The following is a 26265-nucleotide window of genomic DNA, read 5'->3' on the forward strand; positions in this document are numbered from 1 at the left end:
CACCGCCGGGACGCCCCTGTCGGGCAGGCCCGGCGGTGCGGCCACAATGGAGGGATGACGGACTCCCTCGCTGACCCGCACCTGCGCTACTCCGCCGCCGTTCCGGCGGGCGGCGGACCGCGCGAGATCGTGATCCTCGGCTCGACCGGTTCGATCGGCACCCAGGCCATCGACCTCGTGCTGCGCAACCCCGGCCGCTTCACGGTGACCGGCCTGTCTGCCGCCGGCGGCCGGGTGGGCCTCCTCGCCGAGCAGGCCCGGCAGCTGCGGGTGCGCACGGTCGCCGTCGCCCAGGCCGACAAGGTGCCCGCGCTGCGCGAGGCGCTCGCCGCGCAGTACGGCAGCGAGCCGCTGCCCGAGATCCTGGCCGGGCCCGACGCGGCCACCGAGCTGGCCCGCGGGGAGTGCCACACCGTCCTCAACGGCATCACCGGCTCCATCGGCCTGGCGCCCACCCTCGCCGCCCTGGAGGCCGGCCGCACCCTGGCCCTGGCCAACAAGGAGTCCCTGATCGTCGGCGGCCCGCTGGTGAAGGCCGTCGCCAAGCCGGGGCAGATCATCCCCGTCGACTCCGAGCACGCGGCCCTCTTCCAGGCCCTGCTGGGCGGCACCCGCGCCGAGGTCCGCAAGCTGGTCGTCACCGCCTCCGGCGGCCCCTTCCGCGGCCGCACCAAGGCCGAGCTGGCCTCCGTCACCCCCCAGGACGCCCTGGCGCACCCCACCTGGTCCATGGGACCGGTGATCACGATCAACTCGGCCACCCTGGTCAACAAGGGGCTCGAGGTCATCGAGGCCCACCTGCTGTACGACATCCCCTTCGAGCGCATCGAGGTCGTCGTCCACCCGCAGTCCTACGTCCACTCGATGGTGGAATTCACCGACGGCTCCACCCTCGCCCAGGCCACCCCGCCCGACATGCGCGGCCCCATCGCCATCGGCCTCGGCTGGCCCGAGCGGGTGCCCGACGCCGCCCCCGCCTTCGACTGGTCCCAGGCCTCCACCTGGGAATTCTTCCCCCTCGACGACGAGGCGTTCCCCTCGGTCGGCCTCGCCCGGCACGTCGGCGGCCTCGGCGGCACCGCGCCCGCCGTCTTCAACGCCGCCAACGAGGAGTGCGTCGATGCGTTCCTGAGCGGGCAGCTGCCGTTCAATGGGATCGTGGACACCGTCGCCGAGGTGGTCGCGGAACACGGCACCCCCGCCGCGGGAACCCGCCTGACCGTCTCGGACGTCCTGCAAGCGGAGACCTGGGCGCGCGCCCGGGCCCGCGAACTGGCGGCCCGTAAGGGCGCCCGTACGGCGAAAGCGACCTCGGAGGCCCGCGCATGACGACACTGATGACCGTCCTCGGGATAGTCGTCTTCGTGGTGGGCCTGCTCTTCTCCATCGCCTGGCACGAGCTGGGCCACCTCTCCACCGCCAAGATGTTCGGCATCCGGGTGCCGCAGTACATGGTCGGCTTCGGGCCGACGATCTTCTCCCGCCGCAAGGGCGAGACGGAGTACGGCATCAAGGCCATCCCGCTCGGCGGTTACATCCGGATGATCGGCATGTTCCCGCCCGGCGAGGACGGCCGCATAAGCGCCCGCTCCACCTCCCCCTGGCGCGGCATGGTCGAGGACGCCCGCTCGGCGGCCTTCGAGGAGCTGCGGCCCGGCGACGAGACGCGGATGTTCTACACGCGCAAGCCCTGGAAGCGCGTGATCGTGATGTTCGCGGGGCCGTTCATGAACCTGGTCCTCGCGGTGGTGATCTTCCTCGGCGTGATGATGTCGTTCGGCGTCAACACCCAGACCACCACCGTCTCCGCCGTCTCCGAGTGCGTCGTCTCCGCCAGCGCCGCCACGGACAAGTGCCCCCAGGGCGCCAAGGACTCCCCGGCCAAGGCCGCCGGCCTGCAGCCCAAGGACAGGATCGTCGCGTTCAACGGCCACAAGGCCACCGACTGGACGACCCTGCAGAAGGAGATCCGCAGGACCACCGGCCCGGCCACGATCACCGTCGTCCGCGACGGGCAGGAGAAGACCCTCAGCGCGGACCTCATCTCCAACCAGGTCCAGAAGTACGACAGCAAGGGCGCCCCCCTCAAGGGCCAGTACGTCACCGCGGGCTTCCTCGGCTTCACGCCCGCCACCGGCGTCGTCCAGCAGTCCTTCGGCCAGTCCGTCGACCGGATGGGCGACATGGTCCAGTCCGGTGTGGAATCGCTCATCGCGCTGCCCGGCAAGATCCCGGACCTGTGGAACGCCGCCTTCGACGGCGGCGAGCGCAAGGCCGACTCGCCCATGGGCGTCGTGGGCGCCGCCCGCGTCGGCGGCGAGGTGTTCAACCTCGACATCCCGCCGTCGCAGCAGATCGCGACCATGCTGTTCCTGGTCGCCGGCTTCAACCTCTCGCTGTTCCTCTTCAACATGCTGCCGCTGCTGCCGCTGGACGGCGGACACATCGCGGGAGCCCTGTGGGAGTCGGTGCGGCGTGCCTTCGCCAAGGTCTTCCGGCGCCCCGACCCGGGCCCGTTCGACGTGGCCAAGCTGATGCCGGTCGCCTATGTGGTGGCGGGGATCTTCATCTGCTTCACCATCCTCGTCCTCATCGCGGACGTGGTGAACCCCGTACGCCTCACCTGAGGCGGGGCGCAGCCCCGTACGGCCGAACGCCGGACGTGCTGAATTTCCAGCCCGTCCGGCGTTTGCCGTAACCTCGGAGACCGGAGCCCGCCGATCTCGGGACCATGATTTAAGACCTTGGGGTTGCTCGCCAGATGACTGCGATTTCGCTGGGAATGCCGTCCGTTCCGACCAAGCTCGCCGACCGCCGGGTCAGCCGCAAGATCCAGGTCGGATCCGTGGCCGTCGGCGGCGACGCCCCCGTGTCCGTCCAGTCGATGACGACGACCCGGACCTCGGACATCGGCGCCACGCTGCAGCAGATCGCCGAGCTGACGGCCTCCGGCTGCCAGATCGTCCGCGTCGCCTGCCCCACCCAGGACGACGCCGACGCCCTGCCGATCATCGCCAGGAAGTCCCAGATCCCGGTCATCGCGGACATCCACTTCCAGCCGAAGTACGTCTTCGCCGCCATCGACGCCGGCTGTGCCGCCGTCCGGGTCAACCCGGGCAACATCAAGCAGTTCGACGACAAGGTCAAGGAGATCGCCAAGGCCGCCGGCGACGCCGGCACCCCGATCCGCATCGGCGTCAACGCCGGCTCGCTGGACCGCCGCCTGCTGCAGAAGTACGGCAAGGCCACCCCCGAGGCCCTCGTGGAGTCCGCCCTGTGGGAAGCCTCCCTCTTCGAGGAGCACGGCTTCCGCGACATCAAGATCTCGGTCAAGCACAACGACCCGGTCGTCATGGTCAACGCCTACCGCCAGCTCGCCGCCCAGTGCGACTACCCCCTGCACCTGGGTGTCACCGAGGCCGGCCCGGCCTTCCAGGGCACCATCAAGTCGGCCGTCGCCTTCGGCGCCCTGCTCTCCGAGGGCATCGGCGACACCATCCGCGTCTCGCTGTCCGCCCCGCCGGCCGAGGAGATCAAGGTCGGCATCCAGATCCTGGAGTCCCTCAACCTCCGCCAGCGCCGCCTGGAGATCGTCTCCTGCCCCTCCTGCGGCCGCGCCCAGGTCGACGTCTACAAGCTGGCCGAGGAGGTCACCGCGGGCCTGGAGGGCATGGAGGTCCCGCTGCGCGTCGCCGTCATGGGCTGCGTCGTCAACGGCCCCGGCGAGGCCCGCGAGGCCGACCTGGGCGTCGCCTCCGGCAACGGCAAGGGCCAGATCTTCGTCAAGGGCGAGGTCATCAAGACCGTTCCCGAGTCCAAGATCGTGGAGACCCTCATCGAAGAGGCCATGAAGATCGCCGAGCAGATGGAGAAGGACGGCGTCGCCTCCGGCGAGCCCACCATCAGCGTCGCCGGCTGACCCAGGCCCACCCCCGCCCGCCGGGCGCACACCCGCACCACCGCTGCCCCGCCCCGCGAAGGGACGGGGCAGCGCCATATCCGCCCGCGAGGGAGGTATCCCGCACAAGGCTGGAGGTACAGTGCCAGGACCTGTTCCCCCATGGCCCCCGGCCCGCGACGGTGAGGCAATCCCACACGTGCTGACGACGACCACCACCAAGGTCCTGGAGCCCGGCGAACTGGACGCCGCCCTCGCCGTCCTCGACCGCGATCCCGTCGCCAACGCCTTCGTCGCGGCACGCGTCCAGGTCGCCGGGCTCGACCCCTGGCGGCTCGGCGGCGAGATGTGGGGCTGGTACGCGGGCGGCCGCCTGGAGTCGCTGTGCTACGCGGGCGCCAACCTCGTCCCCATCTGCGCCGGCCCCGACGCCGTACGGGCCTTCGCCGACCGCGCCCGCCGCTCCGGCCGCCGCTGCTCCTCCATCGTCGGCCCCGCCGAGGCCACCACCGAGCTGTGGTCCCTCCTCGAACCCCACTGGGGCCCCGCCCGCGAGGTCCGCGCCCACCAACCGCTCATGGTCACCCGGTCCATGCCCGCCGGCATCGAGCCCGACCCGTTCGTCCGCCGCGTCCGCAAGGACGAGATGGACGTGATCATGCCGGCGTGCGTGGCCATGTTCACCGAGGAGGTCGGCGTCTCCCCGCTCGCCGGCGACGGCGGCCTGCTCTACCAGGCCCGCGTCGCCGAGCTCGTCGGCTCGGGCCGCTCCTTCGCCCGCGTGGAGGACGGCCGCGTCGTCTTCAAGGCCGAGATCGGCGCCGCCACGGACCGGGCCTGCCAGATCCAGGGCGTCTGGGTCGCCCCCGAGCACCGCGGCCGCGGTCTGTCCGTGACCGGCATGGCCGCCGTCCTGCGGCACGCGCTGCGGGAGGTCTCCCCGGTCGTGAGCCTGTACGTCAACGACTACAACACCGCCGCGCGGGCCACGTACCGCCGCGTGGGCTTCGAGGAAGTCGGCGCCTTCATGAGCGTGCTGTTCTGAGGCGACCGACGGACCTACGGACGGGTAGCCTCCCCGCATGAATGACATCGCGGTCGCACCGCTCGATCTCGCCGCCCGGGTGGACGAAGCGCTGGCCGTGCAGGCCGTCGCCTTCGGGCTCACGCCCGAGGAGGTCGGCGTACGGCGCCACATCGTGCTCCGGCATCTGGCCTGCCCCGGCGCCCGGGCCCTGGGCGCCACCACGCCCGAGGACCGGCTCGTGGGCTTCGTCTACGGGATGCCGAACGACCGCACGCACTGGTGGTCCACGGTGGTCGAGCCGTACCTGCGCGCCAACGGCTGCGAGGACTGGCTGGACGACTCCTTCGTCATCACCGAACTGCACGTCCACCCCGCCTTCCAGAACCGGCGGATCGGGCGCGGCCTGATCACCGCCATCACGGCCACCGCCACCGAGCCCCGCTCCATCCTCTCCGCCGTCGACCGCGAGAGCCCCGCCCGGGCGCTCTACCGCAAGCTCGGCTACCGGGACCTGGCGCGCCACGTCCTCTTCCCGAGCGCGCCGAGCCCGTACGCCGTGATGGGGGCGCCGCTGCCGCTGCTGGGCTGAGAAAACGTTTCCCGGCCGCCCGCGCCGACGGCTAGTCTCCTCGCCATCACCCCGGCACGGTACGCAGGAGCAGCCATGGCCCACGTCCAGCGCATGTCCACGACGATGATCAAGACGCTGCGCGACGACCCGGCCGACGCCGAGACCGCCAGCCACAAGCTGCTGGTCCGCGCCGGCTATGTGCGCCGCTCCTCGGCGGGGGTGTGGACCTGGCTGCCGCTCGGCAAGAAGGTCCTCGACAACGTCACCCGCGTCGTGCGCGAGGAGATGGACGCCATCGGCGGCCAGGAGGTGCTGCTGCCCGCGCTGCTGCCCAGGGAGCCGTACGAGACGAGCGGCCGCTGGAAGGAGTACGGCGACCAGCTGTTCCGGCTGCGCGACCGCAAGGGCGCGGACTATCTCCTCGGGCCCACGCACGAGGAGATCTTCACCCTGACGGTCAAGGACCAGTGCACGTCCTACAAGGACCTGCCGGTGATCCTCTATCAGATCCAGACCAAGTACCGGGACGAGGCACGGCCCCGCTCGGGCGTGCTGCGCGGACGCGAGTTCCAGATGAAGGACTCGTACTCCTTCGACACCACGGACGAGGGCCTCGCCGAGTCCTACCGCCTGCACCGCGCCGCCTACACGCGGATCTTCGACCGCCTGGGCCTGGACCACCGGATCGTCTCCGCCGTCTCCGGTGCGATGGGCGGCTCGGCGTCCGAGGAGTTCCTGGCCCCCGCGGCGGCCGGGGAGGACACCTTCGTGGACTGCCCCAGCTGCGACTACGCCGCCAACACCGAGGCGGTGACCACGGTCGTGACCCCCGCCGACCCCTCGGGCCACGGCCCGCTGGAGGAGCTGGACACCCCCGACACCCCCACCATCGACACCCTCGCCGAGTACCTGGGCGTGCCCGCCTCGGCCACCCTGAAGAACCTGCTCGTCAAGGTCGACGGCACGATCACGGCCGTCGGCGTGCCCGGCGACCGCGAGGTGGACCTGGGCAAGCTGGGCGAGCACCTGGCCCCGGCCGTCGTGGAGTTGGTGACGGCCGAGGACTTCGCCGGCCGCCCCGGGCTCGTCCGCGGCTACGTCGGCCCGCAGGGGCTGCCCGAGGACGTGCCCTACCTCGCCGACCCGCGCGTGGCGCCCGGCACGGCCTGGATCACCGGCGCCAACAAACCGGACACCCACGCCCGCGATGTCGTCTGCGGCCGCGACTTCACCGTCGACCGCTACATCGACGTCGTCGTGGTCGAGCCCGGCGACCCGTGCCCCTGCTGCGGCGCGGGCCTGGAGATCGGGCGGGCCATCGAGGTCGGCCACATCTTCCAGCTCGGCCGCAAGTACGCCGACGCGTTCGCCCTCGACGTCCTCGGCCCGCAGGGCAAGCCCGTCCGCGTCACCATGGGCTCGTACGGCATCGGGGTCTCCCGCGCCGTGGCCGCCCTCGCCGAACAGACCCACGACGGCGCCGGCCTGTGCTGGCCCCGCGAAGTCGCCCCGGCAGACGTCCACGTGGTGGCCGCCGGCAAGGCCGTGCAGGGCGAACTGGCCGACGCGGTGGCCGAGCGCCTGGCCAAGGCGGGGGTGCGCGTCCTGCTGGACGACCGGGCCGGCGTCTCACCGGGCGTCAAGTTCACGGACGCGGAGCTGATCGGAGTGCCGACCATCCTGGTCGTGGGCCGCCGGGCGTCCGACGGCGTGGTCGAGGTGAAGGACCGCCGCACGGGCGCGAAGGAGGAACTGCCGGTGGACGAGGCGGTGTCGAGACTGACGGAGGCGAAAATCAGCCCGTCTGGGGGCACCTCCCAGCGGTAGCTGGGGGAGATTGAGGACCGGGGTCCGGGGCGGAGCCCCGGTTACAGCAACCCCGCGAATTCCAGCAGCAGTTCCCCCTGCCTCCGTTCCCCCCGCGCCAGCGCCCGCGCCCCCGCCTCGGCCGTACGGAAGAGCGTCCAGCCGCGCAGCCGCCCGGCGTCGACGTCCAGCGACTCCGACAGCTTCGCCACCCGGCGCCGGGCCGCCGCGGCGGCCCCGGGCGCGGCCAGCAGCGTGTCGGCGCGGTCGCGGACCAGCCAGGCCAGGTCGTAGGCGCGTTCGCCGACCAGCGGGCGCGGGGCGATGGCCAGCCAGGGCGCGCGGTCGGCGGCCAGGACGCTGCCCTGGTGGTACTCGCCGTGCAGCAGCACGGAAGCCTCCTCGGCAGCGGCCGCCACCAGGGCGTCCCGCAGCTCCAGCGCCTCGTCGAGCACGCCGCGCGCATCGGCTGCCCAGGGCTGTTCGCGGTACGCGCGCAACGCGTCGGCCGGCGCCGCCGTGTGCTCGGCGACGGTCGCGAACGGATGGCCGGCGGGCGGCGGCACCCACAGCCGCTGGAGCGTGGCCGCCGCCTCCAGCTGGGCCTTGGCCTCGGCCAGCGAACGCAGGCTGACGTCGGCGTGCAGCCGCTCCAGCAACAGCGCCCCGGCCGCCGGGTCCACGCGCAGCGCCCGTACCGCGCTGCGGCCGTCCCAGTGGGCGAGCGCGGCGTGTTCGCGCTCCGTCGTGCCGTCGGGCGGGGAGAGCTTGAGCGCGGCCGGCGTGCCGTCGGACTGACGGACGAGGACGAGCAGGGCGGTCCGCCCGCCGGGCATCTGCACCCGTTCGGGTGTCAGTTCCCAATGGGCGAGGCACTGTCGGGCGATGTCGGGCAGCGCGGTGAGCCACTGCCGGGCGGCGGCGCCGCGGTCGGGGTCCGAGCCCAGGGTCCGAACCAGCCGCTCCGGCGGTTCGAGGCGGTCGTGAGCGTTGGCCATCCCTGAGAGGTCCCTTTCGTCTTTTCGCTGATCAGGCCCGCTGGGACGGACCGCCCGGCGAGCCACCGGGCCCGGTCGTGGCGGCCCGCTCGGCGAGCCCAGGGAAGGCTACGCTGCCGCCGCTCCAGCGCACCGCCCGCACCGCCGCCTCCCGCAGGCCCGCCGCCGCCTCGCCGCGCAGGCCGCCCGTGGCGGCCCTCACGAGATCGGCGTAGACGGCCGCGAGCCGGCTCTCCAGCTCCGCCGCCAGCCGCACCGCGGCCGCCTCGTCCGGCACCGGGAACGGCAGGGTGTACGCGGCCGCCGCGGCCTCGGGCTCGGCGCCCAGGTCCCGTACGGTGCGGATCATCGCGTCCCGCCGGGCACGGTGGGCGTCGTGCGCCTCGCGGGCCTCGGCCGCGCGGGCGTCGTCCACGCGCCCGCCGACCACCCCGTAGCCGTAGACGGTGGCGTGCTCGGCGGCCAGCGCCGCCTGGGCCGCCGCCACCACGTCACGCCGCGCGTCGCCGGCGCGGGAGGGCCTGGTCATGCGTCACCTCCGGTGAGCAGATAGGCGTGGGCCGCGCCCGCCGCCGCCACCGAGGCGAGCAGCCGGGCGAGCTCGGGCGGGGCCGAACCGAGGGCGGCGGTCCGGGCGTCGGCGGTGCGGCGCTCGGCGTCGGCGAGGGCGGCCAGCGCCGCGCTCTCGTCGCCGGGCACCTCGGGGGCGGCGGGCGGGGCCTGTGCGGAGGCCGAGGGGGAAGGGGCTTGCGGGCTGAATGCCTCGGCGTGCCGGGCGACTTCCGCCCGCAACGGCCGCAGCCGCCGCGCCAGCGCGGCGTGCGCGGCGATCGTCGCGTCGTAGCGCTCCAGCAGCCGCGCCGAGTCCTGGCCGGCGCTCTCCCGCAGCCGGCGCGTGGCGAAGGCCCGCCCGTCGGCGTCGTCGCCACCGGAGGAACATCCGGCCAGCAGCGCCGTGGCGCCACCGGTCAGCAGGGCCGCCGTCGCCCCGGCCAGTACCCTGCGTCTGCGCGGGCCGTCGGCGCCCCGCGTCGTCGTCGTGAGCGGCACGATCCTCTTTCCGCCTCGTCCGGGCATGATCACCGCACGCGAGCGTACCGGCGTGCGGCCACGTCGCAGCGGACCGGGCACCGAATCGTCAGCCGCCTGCCGGAACAGATAGGCTTTGACCTGACACGCGACTTTCCCACAACAGCACACGCGGCCGAGGAGTCACCCGGATGAGCACCACCCAGAGCGAGAGGCTGCGCGAGCTCCTCGCCCCTCTCGTCAGCGCGCGAGAGCTGGAGCTGGAAGAGGTCGAGGTGACACCGGCCGGGAAGCGGCGCGTCCTGCGCATCGTGGTGGATTCCGATGCGGGCGTGCAGCTGGACACGTGTGCGGAGCTGAGCCGTGATGTCTCCGACCTGCTCGACGAGACGGACGCCATGGGTGGCGCCCCCTACGTCCTCGAGGTCACCTCTCCGGGCGCCGACCGCCCCCTGACGCAGCACCGTCACTACGTCCGTGCCACCGGCCGGCTGATCAAGGCGCAGCTCACCGAGGGCGGTGAGCTCGTCGCGCGGATCATCGCCGTGGACGAGGACGGGCTCGACCTGGAGGTGCCGGGCGTCAAGGGCCGCAAGCCCACCGCCCGCAGGCTGGCGTTCGCCGAGATCGCCAAGGCGCGTGTCGAGATCGAGTTCAACCGTAAGGCCGACGAGAAGGCCGCAGTCGAATCCGCCGGAGAGCAGTCCGGGATTCAAGACGAGATTCAAGAGGAGGCGTAGCCGTGGACATCGACATGAGCGCCCTGCGGGGTCTGGTGCGAGAGAAGGAGATCTCCTTCGACCTGCTGGTCGAGGCGATCGAGTCGGCCCTCCTCATCGCGTACCACCGCACCGAGGGAAGCCGCCGCCGGGCCCGCGTGGAGCTGGACCGTTCCAGCGGCCACGTGACGGTGTGGGCCAAGGAGGACCCGCAGGACCTCGCCGAGGGCGAGGAGCCCCGCGAGTTCGACGACACCCCCTCCGGTTTCGGCCGGATCGCCGCGACCACCGCGAAGCAGGTCATCCTCCAGCGTCTGCGCGACGCCGAGGACGAGATCACTTTCGGTGAGTTCGCCGGCCGTGAGGGCGACGTCGTCGCGGGCGTCGTGCAGCAGGGCAAGGACCCCAAGAACGTCCTGGTCGACATCGGCAAGCTGGAAGCCATCCTGCCGGTCCAGGAGCAGGTGCCGGGCGAGGAGTACAAGCACGGCACGCGTCTGCGCACGTACGTCGTGCGGGTGGCCAAGGGTGTCCGCGGCCCGTCCGTGACGCTCTCGCGCACCCACCCCAACCTGGTGAAGAAGCTGTTCGCCATGGAGGTCCCGGAGATCGCGGACGGTTCGGTGGAGATCGCCGCCATCGCCCGTGAGGCAGGTCACCGCACCAAGATCGCCGTGCGTTCCACCCGCTCGGGGCTGAACGCGAAGGGCGCCTGCATCGGCCCGATGGGCGGCCGCGTCCGCGCGGTCATGGCCGAGCTGCACGGCGAGAAGATCGACATCGTCGACTGGTCGGACGACCCGGCGGAGCTGGTGGCGCACGCGCTGTCCCCCGCACGGGTGAGCAAGGTCGAGGTCGTGGACCTCGCCGCCCGCTCCGCGCGGGTGACCGTGCCGGACTACCAGCTCTCGCTGGCCATCGGCAAGGAAGGCCAGAACGCCCGGCTCGCGGCCCGGCTCACCGGCTGGCGGATCGACATCCGTCCCGACACCGAGCAGCAGCAGCCCGAGCGCGACTGATCCTCGCGCAGCGCACAGTAGTGACGGGGGGCGTGCGGCAGCCCGCCCCGAGCGGCCCCGATTGGTCCGTAAAACGACCATGAGGGGGCCGCGTCCCCCCGGTGGGCCCCGGTCGGGGCCCCGAATCCTGGCCGATCTTGGCTGAAACGCATACGCGCACGATCAGTGCCCCGAAGGGGTGAGGTCGGCGTGGGGAGGTAGACTTAATCAGTGTCTGGCCGGACGCATGCCCGCGCATGCCCTGAGCGCACCTGTGTGGGGTGCCGGGAGCGAGCGGCCAAGGGCGAACTGCTGCGGACCGTGATGATCGAGGGCGTCTGCGTCCCCGATCCGCGCGGTACGCTGCCCGGCCGGGGTGCCTCCGTGCATCCCACACTGGTCTGTCTCGATCTGGCGGTACGCCGCCGGGCGTTTCCCAGGGCCTTCAAAAGCCCGGGGCCGCTCGATACAGCGGCACTGCGCCGCTACATCGAACAGATCGGCTAGTACCGGCAGCACTGCCAGGCAACACCGTAAGAAGAACGGCACGGGCGACCGTGCGGTCAGGTACCTCGCGAGTTGGAAGTAGGTCGAGATTGCGATGAGCACTCGATGAGTACGCGATGAGTACGCCCATGAAGTAGCGACGGTCCGGTGGACACCCGGACCTAGAAGGAGCGAAGTGGCTAAGGTCCGGGTATACGAACTCGCCAAGGAGTTCGGAGTGGAGAGCAAGGTCGTCATGGCCAAGCTCCAAGAACTTGGTGAATTCGTCCGTTCGGCGTCCTCGACTATCGAGGCGCCGGTCGTCCGCAAGTTGACTGACGCATTGCAGGGGCCCGGCGGCAACGCCGGCAAGTCCGCTGCGAAGCCCGCGGCGCCGCGCAAGGCAGCGCCGAAGCCGGGTGCCCCCACTCCGGGCGCCCCCCGTCCCGCCGCCCCGGCCCCCAAGCCGGCCGCGGAGACCCCCAGCACCCCCAAGCCGGCAGGCGCCGCGCCGACCCCCGGTCCGCGCCCCGGTCCGAAGCCCGCTCCGGCGGCTCCGGCCAAGCCTGCCCCGGTCACCCCGGTGCCCGCCGCGGAGTTCTCCGCGCCGGCTCCGGCCGCCCCGTCCCAGGACCGCCCCGCGCCCCGCCCCGGTGGCGGCGCTCCCGGCCCGCGCCCCGGCGCGCGTCCGGGTGGTCAGGCCGGCCAGCGTGACGGTGGCCGTCCCGAGCGCGCCCCGCGCCCGGGTGGCGAGCGTGCCCCGCGCCCCGGTGGCGCACGTCCGGCCGGTCCCCGTCCGGGCAACAACCCCTTCACCTCCGGTGGCTCCACCGGTATGGCCCGTCCGCAGGCCCCCCGTCCCGGTGGCGCCCCGCGTCCCGGCGGCGACCGTCCGGGCCCCGGCGGCCCGCGTCCGCAGGGCGGCCCCGGTGGCGCCCCGCGTCCGCAGGGTCAGGGCGGCGCCCGTCCGACCCCCGGCGGCATGCCCCGTCCGCAGGGTGCCCCCGGTGGCGCGCCCCGTCCCGGCGGCGGCGCCGGCGCCCCTGCCGGTAACCGCCCGAACCCGGGCATGATGCCGCAGCGTCCGGCTGCCGGCCCGCGTCCGGGCCCCGGTGGCGGCGGTCGCGGTCCCGGTGGCGGCGCAGGCCGTCCCGGTGGCGCCGGTCGTCCGGGTGGCGGCGGCTTCGCCGGCCGTCCGGCCGGTCCGGGTGGCGGCGGTCGTCCCGGTGGCGGCGGCGGCTTCGCCGGTCGTCCCGGTGGCGGTGGCCCCGGTGGCGGTGGCGGCGGCTTCGGCGGTCGTCCCGGCTTCGGTGGTCGTCCCGGCGGCCCGGGTGCCCGTGGCGGCACGCAGGGTGCCTTCGGCCGTCCCGGCGGTCCGGCCCGTCGTGGCCGCAAGTCCAAGCGCCAGCGTCGCCAGGAGTACGAGGCCATGCAGGCCCCGTCCGTCGGCGGCGTCATGCTGCCCCGCGGCAACGGCGAGACCATTCGCCTGTCGCGCGGTGCCTCCCTCACCGACTTCGCGGAGAAGATCAACGCCAACCCGGCGTCGCTCGTCGCCGTGATGATGAACCTCGGCGAGATGGTCACGGCCACGCAGTCGGTCTCCGACGAGACCCTGCAGCTCCTCGGTGACGAGATGAACTACACGGTTCAGATCGTCAGCCCGGAGGAGGAGGACCGCGAGCTCCTCGAGTCGTTCTCCATCGAGTTCGGCGAGGACGAGGGCGGCGAGGACATGCTCGTCTCCCGTCCGCCGGTCGTGACCGTCATGGGTCACGTCGACCACGGTAAGACCCGACTGCTGGACGCGATCCGCAAGACGAACGTCGTCGCGGGCGAGGCCGGCGGTATCACGCAGCACATCGGTGCGTACCAGGTCGCCACCGAGGTCAACGGCGAAGAGCGCGCGATCACCTTCATCGACACCCCGGGTCACGAGGCGTTCACCGCCATGCGTGCCCGTGGTGCGAAGTCCACCGACATCGCGATCCTCGTGGTGGCGGCGAACGACGGTGTGATGCCGCAGACGATCGAGGCGCTGAACCACGCCAAGGCGGCCGACGTGCCGATCGTGGTCGCGGTCAACAAGATCGACGTCGAGGGTGCCGACCCGACCAAGGTGCGCGGTCAGCTCACCGAGTTCGGTCTGGTGGCCGAGGAGTACGGCGGCGACACCATGTTCGTCGACATCTCCGCCAAGCAGGGCCTGCACATCGACAGCCTGCTGGAGGCCGTGGTCCTCACCGCGGACGCCTCGCTCGACCTGCGCGCCAACGCGGAGCAGGACGCGCAGGGTATTGCGATCGAGGCCCACCTCGACCGTGGCCGCGGCGCCGTGGCCACCGTGCTCGTCCAGCGCGGTACCCTCCGCGTCGGTGACACGATGGTCGCCGGTGACGCCTACGGCCGTGTCCGCGCGATGCTCGACGACAAGGGCCAGAACGTCGAGGAAGCGGGTCCCTCGACCCCCGTCCTCGTCTTGGGTCTGACCAACGTCCCGGGCGCCGGCGACAACTTCCTCGTCGTCGACGAGGACCGCACGGCCCGCCAGATCGCCGAGAAGCGCGCTGCGCGTGAGCGCAACGCCGCCTTCGCCAAGCGCACCCGCCGGGTGTCCCTCGAGGACCTCGACAAGGTGCTCAAGGCCGGCGAGATCCAGCAGCTCAACCTCATCATCAAGGGCGACGCGTCCGGTTCGGTCGAGGCTCTCGAGTCCTCGCTGCTCCAGCTCGATGTGGGCGAGGAGGTCGACATCCGCGTGCTGCACCGTGGCGTGGGTGCGGTCACCGAGTCCGACATCAACCTGGCGTCCGGCTCCGACGCGATCGTCATCGGCTTCAACGTCCGCGCCGAGGGCCGTGCCACGCAGATGGCCGAGCGCGAGGGCGTCGACGTCCGGTACTACTCGGTCATCTACCAGGCGATCGAGGAGATCGAGGCGGCCCTCAAGGGCATGCTGAAGCCGGAGTACGAAGAGGTCGAGCTGGGTACGGCGGAGATCCGCGAGATCTTCCGCTCGTCCAAGCTGGGCAACATCGCGGGTGTCCTCATCCGCTCCGGCGAGGTCAAGCGCAACACCAAGGCGCGCCTCATCCGCGACGGCAAGGTCATCGCGGAGGACCTCACCATCGTCGGTCTGCGTCGTTTCAAGGACGACGTCACCGAGATCCGCGAAGGCTTCGAGGGCGGTATCAACCTCGGAAACTTCAACGACATCAAGATCGACGACGTCATCGCGACGTACGAGATGCGCGAGAAGCCGCGCGGCTGAACCGCATAGCTCGACCCGGGGCCGGTCGGCGGATCATATTTCCGTCGATCGGCCCCGGCCGTTGCGTGTACGGTGCGAAGAGCGACACACCATGTATCTCTCACGCCTCCCGGGTGGGCCTCACCCGTAACGCATGTATGTAGGGACTCTGTCCTTCGATCTTCTTCTCGGCGACGTACGGTCGCTGAAGGAGAAGCGCTCCGTCGTCCGTCCGATCGTCGCCGAGCTGCACCGCAAATACGCGGTGAGCGTGGCGGAGGTCGGCGACCAGGACCTCTACCGCCGGGCCACCATCGGGGTGGCGGCGGTCTCCGGGGACGCGGGGCACCTCACAGACCTGTTGGACCGCTGCGAGCGCCTGGTCGCCGCACGGCCTGAAGTGGAGCTGCTGTCGGTACGACGGCGGTTCCACGGTGATCATGACGACTGAGTGGTCGGCGATCGCCGCAAGCACAATGATGGAAGACGAGAAGGAGACGGACCAGTGGCCGACAACGCGCGTGCGAAGAGGCTGGCGGACCTCATCCGCGAGGTGATCGCACAGAAGCTGCAGCGCGGAATCAAGGACCCGCGGCTCGGCTCCCACGTGACGATCACCGACACCCGCGTCACCGGCGACCTGCGGGAGGCCACGGTCTTCTACACGGTCTACGGCGACGACGAGGACCGTGCCAGCGCCGCCGCCGGGCTGGAGAGCGCCAAGGGCATCCTGCGCTCCGAGGTCGGCCGCGCCGCGGGCACGAAGTTCACCCCGACGCTGACGTTCGTGGCGGACGCCCTGCCGGAGAACGCCCGGACCATCGAGGACCTCCTCGACCGGGCGCGGGCCTCGGACGCCCAGGTCCGCGAGGCGTCCTCGGGCGCCACGTACGCCGGCGAGGCCGACCCGTACCGCAAGCCGGGCGAGGACGACGAGGACGCTGCCGCCGAATGAAGCAGAAGTACAGCGGCCCCGACGGGCTGGTCATCGTCGACAAGCCGGCCGGCTTCACCTCGCACGACGTCGTCGCCAAGATGCGGGGCATCGCCCGCACCCGGCGCGTCGGCCACGCGGGGACGCTCGACCCGATGGCGACCGGTGTGCTCGTCCTCGGCGTCGAGCGCGCCACCAAGCTCCTCGGTCACCTCGCGCTGACCGAGAAGGAGTACGTGGCCACCGTCCGGCTCGGCCAGAACACGGTGACCGACGACGCCGAGGGCGAGATCACCTCGTCCACGGACGCCTCCGGGGTCACCCGTGAGGCGATCGACGCCGCGGTGGCCAAGCTGACCGGCGCCATCATGCAGGTGCCCTCCAAGGTCAGCGCGATCAAGATAGACGGCGTGCGCTCCTACAAGCGGGCGCGCGAGGGCGAGGACTTCGAGATCCCCGCCCGGCCGGTGACGGTCTCCTCCTTCACCGTGCACGCCGTGCTCCCCGCCGAGGCGGCGGACGGCACGCCGGTGCAGGACCTGCTGGTCTCCGTCGTCTGCTCGTCCGGCACGTACGTGCGCGCCCTCGCCCGCGACCTGGGCGCGGACACGGGCGTCGGCGGCCATCTGACGGCCCTGCGGCGCACCCGCGTCGGCCCGTACGGGATCGGCGACGCCCGCACCCTGGACCAGCTCCAGGAGGAGCTGACCGTCATGCCCGTCGCGGAGGCGGCCGCTGCCGCGTTCCAGCGCTGGGACGTGAACGAGGAGCAGGCGCGGCTGCTCGGCAACGGCGTCCGGATCAAGGTGCCGCTGTTCGACACCACCGGCCCCATCGCGGTCTTCGGACCCGACGGCCGCTTCCTCGTGCTGGTCGAGAACCAGGGCGGCAAGGCCAAGAGCCTGGCCGTCTTCGCCTAGCCGGCAGACCGGCCCCGGGGCGCAGCCCCGACACCGTGGGGCGGGGAGCGCGTCATTCCACGCGTTCCCCGCCCCACGATCCCCCTCCCACTGGTCTCTATCCATCCGGGACGGATGATTCACCCCAACGGGCAGGCGCTCGGAGTGAACCAGGGGGGTGGAAGGGGGCGCGTTCAGGGTGGGACCTGGTTTCGCCGATCATCCGCTGCCTACCGTCGTGTGTACGAGCACGGCGGGGAGGTTCGACGAGATGAACGGTCGGCGGGCCGACGCTGAAGAGTCGCTGGTGCGCATCCGCGACCTCGCGGGGCGCGCGCGGGGCACGGGCTTCCTCGCCGACGACCGCGGCACCCTGATCACCAGCCATGAGGCGGTCGACGGCCTGGCCCGCCTCGTCCTGCACGCGGCCGGCGAGCTGACCTGCGTCGTCGGCGTCGAGAGCGTGACGCCCCTGCCCGAGTTCGACCTCGCCCTGGTCCGCACGGAAGGGCTTTCCGTCCCGCCGCTGCCCGTCGCCGCGGCCGTGAGCTTCGAGGGCGGCCAGGAGGTCCGGCTGCGCACCGGCCGCTGGCACACCGCCCGCATCGTCGGTGACGTCCCGGTCACCTACACCGCCACCGACCGCTTCCATCTGCTGGGCGCCGCCCTGGAGCTGTCGCTGTCCGAGCGCGCCGGGCTCCGGCTGGGCGACGAGGCCACGGGCGGGCCCGTCTTCGACGCCCGCACCGGGGCGGTCGTCGCCGTCCTCGGTACCGCGCTGCAGGCCGATCGCCGGGCCGCCGGCTTCGCGATCCCCTTGCGCGCCGCCGCCGCGACCGCCCCCGACGGGCCGCTGGCCGCCCTCCTGGACCGCAACTCCGCCACCATCCCGGCCTTCGGCCCCGACCTCAACCTCGCGGGCGCCCTGCAGCTCACGGCCACCGCCCTCGGCTCGGTCGTCACCCCGCGCGTGTGGCGCGAGCCGGTGGAGCGCCCGGAAACCGAGCGGGAGTTCGCCCGCTTCCTCGACGTGGAGCCGTCCGGGCCGGGCACCGGGACCTGCGTCCTCGGCCTGGTCGGCGACCCCGGCACGGGCCGCACCACCGAACTCGGCGCGCTGGCCGCACGACGGGCGCGCGGCGCCGAGCCCGCGCCCACGATCTGGCTGCGCGGCGCCGACCTCCAGGTCGGCGACGAGAGCGTACGGGACGCCGTCGCGCGGGCCCTGGCGGCCGCCGGGCGCATCGTGACCGCCTCGGCGGGCCCCGGCGGCACGATCGGGGACACCGCGGCCGCCACCCCCGAGGGCGTCGCCGAGCTGGCCCGCCGCATGGGCCGCCCCCTGCTCGTCCTCCTCGACGGGCCCGAGGAGATGCCCCCCGTCCTCGCCCACGCCCTGCCCGAGTGGACCGCCGCGACCACGCGCTGGCTGCGGGAGACCTCCGCGCGCCTGATCGTCGCCTGCCGCCCGGAGCACTGGGAGAGCGCCGGCGCCCTCTTCCCGCCCCAGGTCCTCCACACCCCCGGCGGCTCCTGCGCGCCGCCCCCGGCGCCCGGGCGGCGCGCCCTGCCGCCCTGCTCCCGGCTCCCCGGACTCACCCCCGGCCAGGCGGCCGAGGTCCGGGCGTCCTACGGCATCCCGCCCGAGGCCATCGCCCCCGCGGACGCGGCCCACCCGCTCGCCCTCCGGCTGCTCGCCGAGGTCCGGGCCGCGCTCCCGGACGGCACCGAGGGCATCGGCGGCTCCGGCGAGGCGGCCCCCGACCGCTGGGACGTCTTCGCCGCCTACCTGGACCTGATCTGCCTGCGCATCGCCGTACGCCTGGCCGCCTCCCGCCGGCCGCCCCTGCGCGGCCCGGCCGTACGACGGCTCGCCGCCCGCGTGGCCGGGCAGGTCCACGAGGCCGCCCGGCGCTGCCTGGGGCCCGGCCAGGGGGAGCTGGAGCGCGAGGCCTTCGAGGAGCTGTTCCCCTGGCGCACCGGATGGGCCTCCGCCGTGCTCACCGAAGGTCTGCTCGTGCCCGCCGGCTCCGGCTACCGCTTCGCGCACGAGGAATTCGCCGACTGGCTGCAGGGCACGCACCTCGACCTCGACGCCGCGCTGTACGCGCTGGTCCACCGCTGGTACGAGCCGGAGGGCCCACCCGCCGAGGCCGCCGTCCGGCTGCCGTCCCGCGCGGGCGGCGGGCCCATGCCCGCCGCCGAGGGCCACGTACCGCCGCCGCCGGGCTCCGGCAGCGCCCGGGGGGCGGCCCGGCGCCGCAAGCGCGGCGGCGCGGCCCCGCAGGAGCCGCCCCGGCCCCTGCCGGTGCCGCGCCACCGCATCGGCCCCGTCCTGCAGGCGCTGCTCCTGCTCGCGCGGCGCTCCGGGCCCACCGAGCTCTCCCGCCGTCTCAGCGCCCTCGTCCACGCCGTCGAGACGCTCTCGCAGCGCGCGGCGGCGGCCGAGGCCAAGGAGGCCGGCGGCAGCCGCCGGATCAGCGACCCGTCCTGGTGGGCCGCCCACCTGCTCGGCGAGGCGCTGCTGCGCGTCCCCGACGCCACGCCCTACATGGGCGTGCTGCGGCTGCTCGCCGAGCGCGTCACCGCCCGCTCCGTCGCCATCGGCGGCTTTGACAGCGCGGCCTCCCGCACGCTGGGTGGCCTCGCCGAGTTCGGCCCCTGGTTCTGGCTCCGCCTACCGCTCGGCCTCGCCGAACGCCTCGAACTGCTGCGCATCCTGATCCCCGCCGACGCCCCGCCCCCGGGCGCCGCCCAGGAAGCCGCCACCGCCGCCCTGGAGGCAGGCCCCACCACGGCCGCGGACCAGCACGCCCGCCCCCTGGACGACGTGGCCGAGGCCCACGACGCCGCCTCACCGGAGGACGCCCCCGGAGCCCGCGTGCCGGGCCGGGCGGAGAACGCGGGTGAGACTGGTGAGGCAGATGAGGTCGAGGGGACCGGTGGGGGCCGCCGGGTGCCGGACTGGGCGGAGAAGGCCGGTGGGGCGCGGGTGCCCGGGCAGGGGCGCTCGGGTGCGGGTGCCGACGGCTCGGGTGCGGGGGACGGTGCGGACGGAACCGGTCGGGTGCGGGGCAGCCGTGCCGCCGGGGACGGTGCGGACGGGGACGCGGGGGCGCGCGGGTCCCGTGCGCCGCGGGTGCCTGGGCAGGCCGCCGGGCCGGGTGAGACCGGGGTGCCGTGGGTGCCCGGCAAGGTGGGCGGGCCCGGGGACACCGGGGTGCCATGGGTGCCCGGCCACACGGGCGGACCGGGGAAGGCCGGGGTGCCGTGGGTGCCCGGCCAGGCACGCGGCGCCGAGGACGAGTCGAGCGGTGCCGCGGTGCCGCGCGGTGACCGCTCGGCGGACGGCAGCCGTGGCAGGGGCGACTCGCCCCAGGGCTCGGGCGCCGGGCGCCCGGGCGACTCCGCGCGGGTGGACGGGGTCGGCGGGGTCGGGCGTTCGGGTGCTGATCGGGCGGGGAGCTCTGCCCGGGCCGGGGGTGTCGGCGGTGCCGGGCGTGCGGGCGACTCCGCGTGGGCGGGGGATGCCGGGCAGGCGGACGGCGCCGGCGGAGCCGGGCGCGCGGGGCGGGTGGCGGATTCCGGGCAGGCGGGGAGCTTCGCCGATGCGGACGGGGTTGGCGAGGCCGGGCGTTCGGGTGCGGGGCGGGTGGAGGGTTCCGGCGGGGCGGGGAGTTCTGCCCGGGTCGGGGATGCCGGCGAGGGCGGGCGTTCGGGTGCCGATCGGGTCGGGAGTCCCGCCTGGGCCGGAGATGCCGGCGGGGCCGGGCGTTCGGGAACGGGCCGTTCGGGCGACTCCGCGCAGGCGGATGGCGCCGACGAAGCCGGGCGTTCGGGTGCTGATCGGGCGGCGAGTTCTGCCCGGGCCAGGGGTGTCGGCGGTGGCGGGCGTGCGGGCGACTCCGCGTGGGCGGGGGATGCCGCGCAGGCGGACGGCGCCGGCGAAGCCGGGCGCGCGGGGCGGGTGGGGGACCCCGGGCAGGCGGGGAGCTTCGCCGGTGCGGACGGTGCCGACGAGGCCGGGTGTTCGGGTGCCGATCGGGCGGGGAGCTCTGCCCGGGGCGGAGATGCCGGCGAGGCCGGGCGTTCGGGGGCTGAACCGGTGGGGGGTTCCCGGCAGGCGGGGGGTGCCGGGGACGCTGAGGGGGGCTCGTGGCGGCGCGGGCGGGACACGCGGGACGGGGCTACGGAGGGGCGGCGTCGGGGGGCCCGTGAGGACGGGGCGGCGGCGGGTGCCGCGTCGCCCGCCGACCGGTTCCTGACCGCCGTCGCCGCGATCATGGCCGAGCACCCCTGCGCCGCGCAGCCCCTGCTGTGCCGTTGGTTCACCGACGAGCGGGCCCTGCAGACCGTTCCGGTCGGCGGCCGGGTGCGGCCCACGGTCGCCACGGCCGCCCAGGCCCTGCTGCACACCCACCGCCGGCGGGCCATCGACGACCTCGCCGAGGCGCTCGTCGAGGCCGGCCACCCCCGCGCCGACGAGCTGCTGACGGCCCTCGCCGAGGACGAGCCCTCCGCGCTGTGCCGGGCCGTGGACCGCTGGGCCCACGACGACCGCGTCGAGCGCCACGTCGCCGCCGCCGCGTACGGGCTGCTGACGGCACCCCACGTCACCACGGACGCCGACCGCGAGCTGCTGCGCTTCTCCGCCCTCGCCCTTCTCGCCCGCCCCGCCGAGGGCGCCCTGCACGGCACCGCGCTCGCCCTCCTCGTACGCGACCACGACACCCGCGCCAAGCACCTCCCGCAGGCGCTCGCGCGCTTCTCGGCGGGCGATCCGCACCTGCCGCCCAGCGTGCTGGCGCCCGCCCTGACCACCCACCCCGACCTCGTGCTCGGCGCCTTCCAGGCCCGGCTGTACGAGCCGGGGGAGCGCCCCGCCGCCGTCCTGCGCACCCTCGCCGAGGTCTCCGCGCCCGCCACCCTCGCCCGCCGCATCGCCACGCTCGTGCGCGAGCACGTCGAGCACCGCCCCGAGGGCGCCGAGAACGCCGCCTCCTTCGTCGACCGGCGCCTGGAGGACGGCCCCGCCGCCCGGGCCGTGCTCTTCCCCCTCGTGGTGGACCTGCTGCGCACGTGCCCGGCCCAGGTCCGGCGCGCCCTCGCGCCCGTCCTGGCAGACCCGGGCACGCCGCTGTCGCGCCCCCTGCGCCAGGAGCTGCTGGAGGTGCTGATGGAGCGGGAGGAGTACGGGCCGTACGAGCGCGAGGTCACGGTCCTCGACGCGTTGCTGCGGGCCGTGGCCGCCGGCGCCGCCGAGCGCTCCGAGGGCCGTACCCGCGACCTCGTCCACCGCACCGGCCTGCTGATGGCCCGCACCACGGAGGGCGCCGCGTGCTTCGACCGGCGGCTGACCCAGCTCGCCCGCGAGATCCCGGTCTTCGGCGCCCAGGTCCGCGGGTGGCTGAAGTCCGCGCCCGCCCAGTGGGCCGTGGTGGTGGGCCCGAGCGCACGGATCAGGCTGACCGCCGGGCGGGAGAAGGGGGGCGCGCGGGGCCAGGGGGACGGAACGGACCCCGCGGACCCGGCCGACCTGGCAGCCGGTGCACCGGCCGATGCAGGACGCCGCCAACCGGCATGGCACTCTTAGTCCTGCGTCATCAGACAGACAAAGGTTCGGGTTCGGGCGAGGAGCGGGCACAGTGCAGCGCTGGCGTGGCTTGGAGGACATCCCCCAGGACTGGGGGCGCAGCGTCGTCACCATCGGCTCGTACGACGGCGTGCACCGCGGGCACCAACTGATCATCGGCCGTGCCGTGGACCGGGCCCGTGAGCTCGGCGTTCCCGCGGTCGTGGTGACCTTCGACCCGCACCCCAGCGAGGTCGTCCGCCCCGGCAGCCACCCGCCGCTGCTGGCGCCGCACCACCGGCGCGCGGAGCTGATGGCGGAGCTCGGCGTGGACGCGCTGCTGATCCTGCCGTTCACGGCGGAGTTCTCGAAGCTCTCGCCCGCCGACTTCGTGGTGAAGGTCCTGGTCGACAAGCTGCACGCCAAGCTCGTCGTCGAGGGCCCCAACTTCCGCTTCGGCCACCGCGCCGCGGGCGACGTCGCCTTCCTGCGGGAGCTCGGCGCCACCTACGACTACGACGTCGAGGTCATCGACCTGTATGTGACCGGTGCGGCCGGCGGCGGGCTGCCGTTCTCCTCCACCCTGACCCGGCGCCTGGTCGCCGAGGGCGACGTCGCGGGCGCGATGGAGATCCTCGGCCGCCCGCACCGTGTCGAGGGCATCGTCGTGCGCGGCGCGCAGCGCGGCCGCGAACTGGGCTTCCCCACCGCCAACGTGGAGACGCTGCCGCACACCGCGATCCCGGCGGACGGCGTCTACGCGGGCTGGCTGACCGTCGCCGGCGAGGCGATGCCGGCGGCGATCTCCGTCGGCACGAACGTGCAGTTCGACGCGACCGAGCGGACGGTGGAGGCGTACGCCATCGACCGCGTCGGCCTCGAGCTGTACGGGCTGCACGCGGCCGTGGACTTCCTGGCGTACCTGCGCGGGATGGAGAAGTTCGAGTCCATCGAGGCGTTGCTGGAGTGCATGGCGGACGACGTGAAGCGGGCCCGCGAGCTGGTGGCGGCGCATGAGGCCACCGTCGTCGCCGGATGACAGTTGGACCGGATCACGGTCCTGAAGCGGAAGGGCCCCGGGCGCGTACGTCGCGCCCGGGGCCCTTTCCGTTTCCGTGTGCGGTGCCCTACTGCTGCGGAGGAATCGACCAGCCGTCCTGCTGCGGGTACGGCTGGGGGTGGGCCTGCGGCTGGGCGGCGCCGTAGGGGTTGTACGGCGCCTCCGGGGCGGGCGCGTAGCCGCCGGGCACCGGGGGCGCCTGGTGCGGCGCCGCGTACAGACCCTGTTGCTGCTGGGCCCGCACGAAGTCCTCGGCCACCATGGCGGACAGGTGGAAGTACGCCTCGCGGGTCTTGGGCCGCATCATCTCGAGGTCGACCTCGGCGCCGGTCGCCAGGTGCTCGTCGAACGGCACCACGACGACGCCGCGGCAGCGCGTCTCGAAGTGCGACACGATGTCCTCAACCTTGATCATCTTGCCGGTCTCGCGGACCCCCGAGATGACCGTGATGCTGCGCGATACCAGCTCGCCGTAGCCGTGCGCGGCCAGCCAGTCGAGCGTGGTGCTGGCGCTGCTCGCGCCGTCCACGGACGGCGTGGAGATGATGATCAGCTGGTCGGCGAGGTCGAGCACGCCGCGCATCGCGCTGTAGAGGAGCCCGGTGCCCGAGTCGGTGAGGATGATCGGGTACTGCTTGCCCAGCACGTCTATGGCGCGCCGGTAGTCCTCGTCGTTGAAGGTCGTGGAGACCGCCGGGTCGACGTCGTTGGCGATGATCTCCAGTCCGGAGGGCGCCTGCGAGGTATAGCGGCGGATGTCCATGTAGCTGTTGAGGTGCGGGATCGCCTGCACGAGGTCGCGGATGGTCGCGCCCGTCTCGCGCCGCACGCGGCGGCCGAGGGTGCCGGCGTCGGGGTTGGCGTCGATCGCGAGGATCTTGTCCTGGCGCTCGGTGGCGAGCGTCGAACCCAGGGCGGTGGTGGTCGTCGTCTTGCCGACGCCGCCCTTGAGGGAGATGACCGCGATGCGGTAGCAGGAGAGCACCGGCGTGCGGATGAGCTCCAGCTTGCGCTGCCGCTCGGCCTCTTCCTTCTTGCCGCCGAACTTGAACCGGCTCGCGGGGCTCTGCTTCTTCGGCTTGGGCTTGCCCTTGAGCAGCCGCTCCGAGGACAGCTCGACCGCCGCCGTGAACCCGAGCGGCGCCCCGTGCACGGACCGCTGCCGCTGCTCGGGCGTCACGCTCGGCCAGCCGCCGGCGCGGGGATCGACGGGGGCGCCCCCGCCTGCCGCCGGGTAGGCGGCGTACGGACCGGGGTGGGCGTTCGGGTCGCCGGGCGCGACGCCCGGGTGCCCCTGCTCCGCGCCGGGGCCCATGGCCGGCGGAAGCGCACCGGGGTGCGCCTGCCGGGCCTGCGGCCCCTGCGGAGCACCCTCCTGGCCGGCGCCGGGCATGCCGGGCTGCGGGGCGTACGGGCCGGGGGCCGCGGCGTCCGGCGGGCCGGGCAGGGGCTGGCCGGGCACCGGCTGCCCGGGGACCGCGGCCGGGGGCATCGCGCCGGCCTCCTGGCCGGCGGGTGCCGGGTAACCGTAACCGCCGTGCGGGGCGGGGGCCGTGGGCACGCCCGGGTGCGCGGGAGCGCCGGGTGCGCCCTGCGCGGGGTAGCCGAAGCCCCCTTCCGGCGAACCCGTGGGCCCGCCGGGCGGCACGGTGCCGGGCTGCGGGTAGCCGTAACCCCCCTGGGGCGCTATGGGAGCGGCGCCGCCGGGGTAGCCGTAACCACCCTGGGGTGCCGGGGCGTTCGGGGCCGGCGGGGCGGAGGGGCTGGGGGCATCCGCGGCCGGCGGGCGCGGGTGGCCGTATCCATCGTGCGGGGCGGGCGCGGGCGCGCCGGGTGCCGGTGTGCCGGGAGCGCCGGGGCCCGGGTAGCCGTAACCGCCCTGGGGTGCGGCCGGCGGGGCCGGCGGGGCCGGGGGCGTGGTGGTGCCGGACGCGTCAGGGCCCGGGTAGCCGTAGCCGCCCTGCGGGTTGGGCGCGGGGGCGGGCGCGGGCGCGGGCTCCGCGACGGGCGCGGGGGCGGGTGCCGGCTCTGCTACAGGCGCGGGCTCTGCGGCGGCCGCGGTCGCGGCGGCCGCCGGCGCGGCCGTGTCCGCGGCGGGGCTGTCCGCGGCGGGCTTCTCCTCCGCCTCCGTGCGCGCCGGGTGGTCGTCGCCCTGCGCGGCATCCCCGTCGGCGGGCGCGGCCACCGGCGTCACGGCTTCGGCGGGCGCCTCGGCGGCCTCGGCCGCTGGGGGAGCGGGGTCGTCGTTCCGCGGCGTCGCCGCCACGGCGCCGGCCGGACCCGGGTAGCCGTAACCGCCCTCGGAAGCGGGCCCGTTGGCGGGCGGAGCCGGCGGCCAGGCCGCCGGCGCGGCGGGCGGGAAGTTCGGCGGGAGGGGCGGCAGGGGAACCTGGGGTGCCGGCGGCGGGGTCCACGTCTGCGCGGGCTGCGGCGCGGCCGGAGCCGGTGCGGAACCGCCCTCGCCGGAGACCTCCGGCGCGGGGGCGGCGGGGAACGCCATCGGGTCGGGGCTCCGCACCGCGTCCCCGCCCGCGGCGGGAGCGGCGGGCGCGGGCGTCGGCGCCTGAGCGGCCGCCAGCGGCTCACCCGAAGGCGGCGGAGGCGTGACGGGCGCGGGTGCGGGCGCCGCCGCACCTGCCGACGGCGTGCTCTGCGTGTACCACGCCGGCGGCGTGTAATCGATCGTGAACTCACCCGTGTGCTCGGGCTCGTGCTCGTGTTCCTGCGCGTGCTCGGCGTCGGACCGGTCCTCGCCGGCTGTCTTCCCGGCCGCGCGGATCTCGTCCCGATCGCTGCTCACAATGCCTCCTGCTGGTGTGGTCCGGCACCCTTGGACTCATCTGGCGGGGCCGACCGTTCCTGACGCCCCGATCGCCCGGGTTTCCCCTCTGTCGCGTGATCTGTCACGCGACAGGACCGGCATCGGGTTCTCCAGTGCGTACGTTCATACAGACTAATCGTCATCCGCATCGCTGCGGCAGGCCCGCCCCGTCCCACCCGTCGCCCCCGGTGGAACAA

Annotated in this window: 19 protein-coding genes; 15 read left to right on the forward strand and 4 right to left on the reverse strand. The window is 74.2% G+C overall.

The genetic code is table 11. The features are described 5' to 3' along the window. The first annotated feature begins 54 nt into the window (after positions 1-54). The 6 genes from dxr to ABZ956_RS04075 all read left to right on the forward strand — a co-directional run bounded on the left by dxr (position 55) and on the right by ABZ956_RS04075 (position 7323). On the forward strand, positions 55-1329 hold the full coding sequence (gene dxr / locus ABZ956_RS04050; RefSeq protein WP_361886466.1) for a 1-deoxy-D-xylulose-5-phosphate reductoisomerase: 1275 nt from the start codon (positions 55-57) through the stop codon (positions 1327-1329). Then, complete coding sequence (locus ABZ956_RS04055; protein ID WP_361886468.1) at positions 1326-2627, forward strand: site-2 protease family protein; 1302 nt, start codon at positions 1326-1328, stop codon at positions 2625-2627. Before dxr ends, ABZ956_RS04055 begins: the two co-directional genes overlap by 4 nt. A 134-nt stretch (positions 2628-2761) precedes the next feature. Then, positions 2762-3919 carry a flavodoxin-dependent (E)-4-hydroxy-3-methylbut-2-enyl-diphosphate synthase gene (gene ispG, locus ABZ956_RS04060; protein ID WP_311614070.1) on the forward strand — a complete coding sequence of 386 codons (1158 nt, stop codon included), beginning with the start codon at positions 2762-2764 and terminating at the stop codon, positions 3917-3919. A 178-nt stretch (positions 3920-4097) separates the two neighbouring features. Further along, the gene (locus ABZ956_RS04065) at positions 4098-4943 is read left to right on the forward strand and encodes a GNAT family N-acetyltransferase (protein ID WP_361886471.1); all 846 of its coding nucleotides are present in this window, start codon (positions 4098-4100) and stop codon (positions 4941-4943) included. Between the two features lie 37 nt (positions 4944-4980). Then, positions 4981-5514 carry a GNAT family N-acetyltransferase gene (locus ABZ956_RS04070; protein WP_361886474.1) on the forward strand — a complete coding sequence of 178 codons (534 nt, stop codon included), beginning with the start codon at positions 4981-4983 and terminating at the stop codon, positions 5512-5514. Between the two features lie 75 nt (positions 5515-5589). Then, complete coding sequence (locus ABZ956_RS04075; RefSeq protein WP_361886477.1) at positions 5590-7323, forward strand: proline--tRNA ligase; 1734 nt, start codon at positions 5590-5592, stop codon at positions 7321-7323. 41 nt (positions 7324-7364) lie between these two features. On the opposite strand, the gene ABZ956_RS04080 is transcribed toward ABZ956_RS04075, so the two are convergent. Genes ABZ956_RS04080 through ABZ956_RS04090 form a run of 3 tightly spaced genes read right to left on the reverse strand, consistent with a single transcriptional unit; the run spans position 7365 to position 9275 of the window. Continuing rightward, the gene (locus ABZ956_RS04080; RefSeq protein WP_361886480.1) at positions 7365-8300 is read right to left on the reverse strand and encodes an aminoglycoside phosphotransferase family protein; all 936 of its coding nucleotides are present in this window, start codon (positions 8298-8300) and stop codon (positions 7365-7367) included. 31 nt (positions 8301-8331) lie between these two features. After that, positions 8332-8829 (reverse strand): ferritin-like domain-containing protein, encoded by a 498-nt coding sequence (locus ABZ956_RS04085; RefSeq protein ID WP_361886482.1) that lies wholly within the window; start codon positions 8827-8829, stop codon positions 8332-8334. Further along, positions 8826-9275: a hypothetical protein gene (locus tag ABZ956_RS04090; protein WP_361886715.1), complete on the reverse strand. Its 450-nt coding sequence runs from the start codon at positions 9273-9275 to the stop codon at positions 8826-8828. The genes ABZ956_RS04085 and ABZ956_RS04090 overlap by 4 nt, the downstream gene beginning before the upstream one ends. 245 nt (positions 9276-9520) lie before the next feature. On the opposite strand from ABZ956_RS04090, the gene rimP reads away from it, so the two are divergent. The 9 genes from rimP (at position 9521) to ABZ956_RS04135 (ending at position 23226) form a co-directional block, all read left to right on the forward strand. Next, the gene (gene rimP / locus ABZ956_RS04095) at positions 9521-10069 is read left to right on the forward strand and encodes a ribosome maturation factor RimP (RefSeq protein ID WP_361886485.1); all 549 of its coding nucleotides are present in this window, start codon (positions 9521-9523) and stop codon (positions 10067-10069) included. Positions 10070-10071: 2 nt separating this feature from the next. Next, a complete protein-coding gene (gene nusA, locus ABZ956_RS04100; RefSeq protein WP_361886488.1) occupies positions 10072-11067 on the forward strand; it encodes a transcription termination factor NusA in 996 nt (331 codons plus the stop codon). 210 nt (positions 11068-11277) lie between these two features. Further along, positions 11278-11553 carry a YlxR family protein gene (locus ABZ956_RS04105; RefSeq protein ID WP_361886491.1) on the forward strand — a complete coding sequence of 92 codons (276 nt, stop codon included), beginning with the start codon at positions 11278-11280 and terminating at the stop codon, positions 11551-11553. Positions 11554-11728: 175 nt separating this feature from the next. After that, on the forward strand, positions 11729-14803 hold the full coding sequence (infB, locus tag ABZ956_RS04110; RefSeq protein ID WP_361886494.1) for a translation initiation factor IF-2: 3075 nt from the start codon (positions 11729-11731) through the stop codon (positions 14801-14803). A 133-nt stretch (positions 14804-14936) separates the two neighbouring features. Beyond that, positions 14937-15233 (forward strand): DUF503 domain-containing protein, encoded by a 297-nt coding sequence (locus ABZ956_RS04115; protein ID WP_361886497.1) that lies wholly within the window; start codon positions 14937-14939, stop codon positions 15231-15233. 54 nt (positions 15234-15287) lie between these two features. Continuing rightward, entirely contained in the window at positions 15288-15737 is a 450-nt protein-coding gene (gene rbfA / locus ABZ956_RS04120; RefSeq protein WP_361886500.1) for a 30S ribosome-binding factor RbfA, read from the forward strand. Further along, positions 15734-16636 carry a tRNA pseudouridine(55) synthase TruB gene (gene truB, locus ABZ956_RS04125; protein WP_361886502.1) on the forward strand — a complete coding sequence of 301 codons (903 nt, stop codon included), beginning with the start codon at positions 15734-15736 and terminating at the stop codon, positions 16634-16636. Before rbfA ends, truB begins: the two co-directional genes overlap by 4 nt. Before the next feature lie 250 nt (positions 16637-16886). Further along, a complete protein-coding gene (locus ABZ956_RS04130; RefSeq protein ID WP_361886505.1) occupies positions 16887-22208 on the forward strand; it encodes a hypothetical protein in 5322 nt (1773 codons plus the stop codon). Between the two features lie 52 nt (positions 22209-22260). Continuing rightward, positions 22261-23226, forward strand: coding sequence for a bifunctional riboflavin kinase/FAD synthetase (locus tag ABZ956_RS04135; RefSeq protein ID WP_361886508.1), 966 nt, complete (start codon positions 22261-22263; stop codon positions 23224-23226). An 88-nt stretch (positions 23227-23314) separates the two neighbouring features. Here the strand turns inward: ABZ956_RS04135 and ABZ956_RS04140 are convergent, their stop codons facing one another. Further along, positions 23315-26047, reverse strand: coding sequence for an SCO5717 family growth-regulating ATPase (locus ABZ956_RS04140; RefSeq protein WP_361886511.1), 2733 nt, complete (start codon positions 26045-26047; stop codon positions 23315-23317). Between the last annotated feature and the right edge of the window lie 218 nt (positions 26048-26265).

The organism is Streptomyces sp. NPDC046261, from assembly GCF_040646235.1.
In the GTDB taxonomy this organism is placed as follows: Bacteria; Actinomycetota; Actinomycetes; order Streptomycetales; family Streptomycetaceae; genus Streptomyces.

Coding starts and splice junctions, on each gene's coding strand:
- dxr (WP_361886466.1), top strand. CDS start 55: ATGACGGACTCCCTCGCTGACCCGCACCTGCGCTACTCCGCCGCCGTT.
- ABZ956_RS04055 (WP_361886468.1), top strand. CDS start 1,326: ATGACGACACTGATGACCGTCCTCGGGATAGTCGTCTTCGTGGTGGGC.
- ispG (WP_311614070.1), top strand. CDS start 2,762: ATGACTGCGATTTCGCTGGGAATGCCGTCCGTTCCGACCAAGCTCGCC.
- ABZ956_RS04070 (WP_361886474.1), top strand. CDS start 4,981: ATGAATGACATCGCGGTCGCACCGCTCGATCTCGCCGCCCGGGTGGAC.
- ABZ956_RS04075 (WP_361886477.1), top strand. CDS start 5,590: ATGGCCCACGTCCAGCGCATGTCCACGACGATGATCAAGACGCTGCGC.
- ABZ956_RS04080 (WP_361886480.1), bottom strand. CDS start 8,300: ATGGCCAACGCTCACGACCGCCTCGAACCGCCGGAGCGGCTGGTTCGG.
- ABZ956_RS04085 (WP_361886482.1), bottom strand. CDS start 8,829: ATGACCAGGCCCTCCCGCGCCGGCGACGCGCGGCGTGACGTGGTGGCG.
- rimP (WP_361886485.1), top strand. CDS start 9,521: ATGAGCACCACCCAGAGCGAGAGGCTGCGCGAGCTCCTCGCCCCTCTC.
- ABZ956_RS04115 (WP_361886497.1), top strand. CDS start 14,937: ATGTATGTAGGGACTCTGTCCTTCGATCTTCTTCTCGGCGACGTACGG.
- truB (WP_361886502.1), top strand. CDS start 15,734: ATGAAGCAGAAGTACAGCGGCCCCGACGGGCTGGTCATCGTCGACAAG.
- ABZ956_RS04130 (WP_361886505.1), top strand. CDS start 16,887: ATGAACGGTCGGCGGGCCGACGCTGAAGAGTCGCTGGTGCGCATCCGC.